The organism is Mesorhizobium sp. M7A.F.Ca.MR.148.00.0.0 (assembly GCF_003997735.1).
Lineage (GTDB): Bacteria > Pseudomonadota > Alphaproteobacteria > Rhizobiales > Rhizobiaceae > Mesorhizobium.
On sequence record NZ_RZTB01000024.1, the window covers coordinates 70,059 to 73,393 of the forward strand.

Here is a 3,335-nt window from a genome sequence, read left to right on the forward strand (position 1 = left end):
ACCCCTATGCGGCGCAGATCTCCGCCAATGCGGCGCAAGCCGCCCGCGTGGCCGGTGTGCCGATCCTTGCGCTGCGACGCCCCGGCTGGGAGCCTGTCGAAGGCGACCGCTGGACTGAGGTCATTACATTCGGCGATGCCGCGCGAGCGCTTGGACCGGCGCCGCGCCGTGTTTTCCTGGCGCTGGGCCGGCAAGAGGTCGCTGCTTTCGAAGCTGCGCCCCAGCATCATTATCTCGTCCGCAGCGTCGACGCGATCGAGCCCAAGCTTGCCGTGCCGGATGCGAGCTATCTTCTGGCCCGTGGCCCGTTTCGTGAGGCGGAGGAACGCGCGCTGCTCGAAAAGCAACGCATCGATGTCGTCGTGTCCAAGAACAGCGGCGGCGAAGCGACTTATGGCAAGATCGCCGCGGCGCGGGCGCTTGGCCTCGAGGTGGTCATGATCCAACGGCCAGTCTTGCCGGATGTTCCCGCGGCTGAAAGCGTTGAAGCGCTGACCATGTTGGTCGATCATTTTGTCCGTCCCGTGGACGAGCGCGGCGTGTAGACCAGCGCCGGCTTCTCCGCGCGCTTGATGATGCGGGTCTCCGGCGAGCCGATGATGATGCAGGTCGCCATGTCGGCCTTCTCTGCCTCGACATCGGCCAGCAGATAGACATTGATGCGCTCATCCGGGCGGCCGGCGGCGCGGCCGAAAATCACCGGTGTGGTGCCGGGCAGGATCGCGGTCAGGCATTCGAAGGCGCGGCCGAGCTGCCAGGGGCGCGCCTTGCTGATCGGGTTATAGAGCGCGATGACGAAGCCGGCGCCGGCTGCCGCCAGCAGGCGCAGTTCGATCAGCTCCCATGGCTTCAGATTGTCGGACAGCGAGATGGCGCAGAAATCATGGCCGAGCGGCGCGCCGATGCGGGCGGCGACCGCCAGCATGGCGGTGATGCCGGGCACCACAGCGACATCGACCGCGCGCCATTCGGCCGGGCCGGCCTCGATCGCCTCGCAGACGGCCGCCGCCATGGCGAACACGCCGGGGTCGCCACCGGAAACCACCGCGACGTCGTGGCCCTCGGCGGCTTTGAACAGTGCGTCCTTGGAGCGGGCGAGTTCCTCGCGATTGTCGGAAGCGACGCGGGTCTGGTCCGGGCGCAATTCCAGCCGGTCGAGATAGGGTTTGTAGCCATAGAAGAATTTTGCCTCGGCGACGGCGCGGCTGGCTTCCGGAGTGACTTGATCGGCATTGCCGGGCCCAAGGCCGATGACAGTGAGACGGCCGCTCATGCCTGCGCTCCCACGGCGCCGGGGCGGCCGGACCAGCCGGCGACCAGCACGATGGCGAAATAGGGCGCCTTGTCGTCCGGCTTGTCGGCCAGCTTCATCGACACGCTGCCGGCCATGGTGCCGCGCTCGACATAGACGGCGCGCGACAGCTTGGCCGTAGCCTCCAGCGCCCGCCTGATCTTTGGCAGGTTACGGCCGACCTTCATGATGACGGCGGCATCGGTGTCAGCCAGCCGGCGCGTCAGCTCGAACTCGCTCATCGTGCCGGGCAGCACCGTCAGCACGTCATCGCCCTGGACGATCGGGATACCAGTCTGCGACCAGCAGCCGGACATGGCGGTGACGCCGGGAATAACTTCGGTCGGGAAGCGATGGGCGAGGCGCACATGCAGGTGCATGTAGGAGCCGTAGAAAAGCGGGTCGCCCTCGGACAGCACGGCAACCATCCTGCCTGCCTGGAGGTGCTCGGCGACCTTCTCGGCGGACTCCTCGTAGAAAGCCGTGATCTGCGAGCGGTAGTCGTCGTGATCCTTGTCGATTTCGGTGGTGACGGGATAGAGCAGCGGCAATTCCGTCATTTCGGGCCGGAACTGCGCTTCGACGATGGCGCGGGCGTTGCTGTTGTTGCCGCGCTTGGCGAAATAGGCCACGACATCGGCTTCCGCCAAGGCCCGCGCGGCTTTCAGGGTCAGCAGTTCGGGGTCGCCGGGACCGGTGCCGACGCCGACGAGACGGCCTTTGGGAAGCGCGTTCACAGGCCCGGCCTCGCCAATGAATTGAGCGCTGCGGCGGTCATGGCGCTGCCGCCGAGACGGCCACGCACGATGGCATAGGGAACGCCGTAGGAATTCTCGGCCAGCGCGTCCTTCGATTCGGCAGCACCGACGAAGCCGACCGGCATGCCGATGATGGCCGCAGGCTTCGGCGCACCGTCGCGCAACTTCTCCAGCAGATAGAACAGCGCGGTCGGTGCATTGCCGATGGCAACCACCGAGCCCGCCATGCGCTCGCCCCACAAATCGATCGCGGCGGCCGAACGGGTGTTGCCGATTTCCCTGGCAATGTCGTGCGTGCGCGGATCGCGCAAGGTGCAGATCACCTCGTTGCCGGCCGGCAGCCTGGCGCGGGTGACGCCATGCGAGACCATTTCCGCGTCGCAGAAAATCGGCGCGCCGGCCGCCAAAGCGGTGCGAGCAGCGGCAACGAAATCCTTGGAGAACACAAAATGACTTGAAGCTTCGACCTGGCCGCAGGCATGGATCATGCGGATAGCGACATCGGCCTCGGCCTCGGAGAAGCGCGAAAGATCGGCCTCGGCGCGGATAATGGCGAAGGAGCGCTCATAGATCGCCGTGCCGTCATGGATGTAGTCGTAGGCGGCCATGCTCATTTCCGTTTTTCAGTTTGGGCCTGTCGGTAAGCCTCGGCGATCCCGGCCGGCCCGAGCCTTGTCAGGCAAGCAGCGGCAGTCTCGCCTTGATATCGTGCGCTGCGGATCATTGCCGCGACGCGGCCGATGCCGCGCGCGGCGTCATAGCCCGGCCTGTAGCCCGCAGGAAGGGCCTTTGCCGTCGCGTTCACGACAAGTCCGGCTCCGTTTTCGCCGCCGACAATCGTCAGCGTCGCCAGGGCGGGGTGGGCGCAGCCTTTGGCACAGCCGGAAATGTGCAGGGTGAAGTCGAGGATGTCGGCGTTTTCAGTGGCAATCGTCTCGGCGATGTCGCGCGTGGCGATGCGGCCGGAGGCACAGGCCGGCGTGCCGGAGCAAGCGGCAATGCGCGTGCGCGGGTCGGTGGGGGCGGTGACGAAGCCGAGGGCGGTGGCGGTGTGTTGGAGGGGTTGGTTGGCTGCCGGTGGGTGACCGAGGAAGAGCAGGGCGCGGCCGGGGGCTAGGCGGATTTCTGAGGTGCCGAGGGCGAGGGCGTGTTGGGCGAGAGCGATGATCTTCTCTGCTGGCATGCTGCCGTAGGGGAGGGCGATGCCGAGGGCGGTGGCGTCGCCGGCTAAGGGGAAAAGGCCGATAGGTTTACGCGAGGCGCCCCCCTCTGTCCTGCCGGACATC

Annotated in this window: 4 protein-coding genes and 1 pseudogene (1 of these 5 only partly in view); 1 reads left to right on the forward strand and 4 read right to left on the reverse strand. The window is 66.7% G+C overall.

Translation table 11 applies throughout. From position 1 onward, the window contains the following. Window positions 1–545, forward strand: a pseudogene (locus EOB49_RS12460) (cobalt-precorrin-6A reductase); it begins 236 nt to the left of the window's first position. Here EOB49_RS12460 and EOB49_RS12465 read toward each other — a convergent pair. The 4 genes from EOB49_RS12465 to EOB49_RS37565 all read right to left on the reverse strand — a co-directional run. Further along, entirely contained in the window at window positions 509–1,273 is a 765-nt protein-coding gene (locus EOB49_RS12465) for a precorrin-3B C(17)-methyltransferase (RefSeq protein ID WP_127381164.1), read from the reverse strand. The pseudogene EOB49_RS12460 and the gene EOB49_RS12465 overlap by 37 nt on opposite strands. Then, window positions 1,270–2,028, reverse strand: a complete 759-nt coding sequence (locus tag EOB49_RS12470) for a precorrin-2 C(20)-methyltransferase (protein ID WP_127381165.1) — start codon at window positions 2,026–2,028, stop codon at window positions 1,270–1,272. Before EOB49_RS12470 ends, EOB49_RS12465 begins: the two co-directional genes overlap by 4 nt. After that, a complete protein-coding gene (locus EOB49_RS12475) occupies window positions 2,025–2,657 on the reverse strand; it encodes a precorrin-8X methylmutase (protein WP_127381166.1) in 633 nt (210 codons plus the stop codon). The genes EOB49_RS12470 and EOB49_RS12475 overlap by 4 nt, the downstream gene beginning before the upstream one ends. 2 nt (window positions 2,658–2,659) lie before the next feature. Next, on the reverse strand, window positions 2,660–3,335 hold a 676-nt coding region (locus EOB49_RS37565; RefSeq protein WP_245472670.1), incomplete at its 5' end, for a nitrite/sulfite reductase.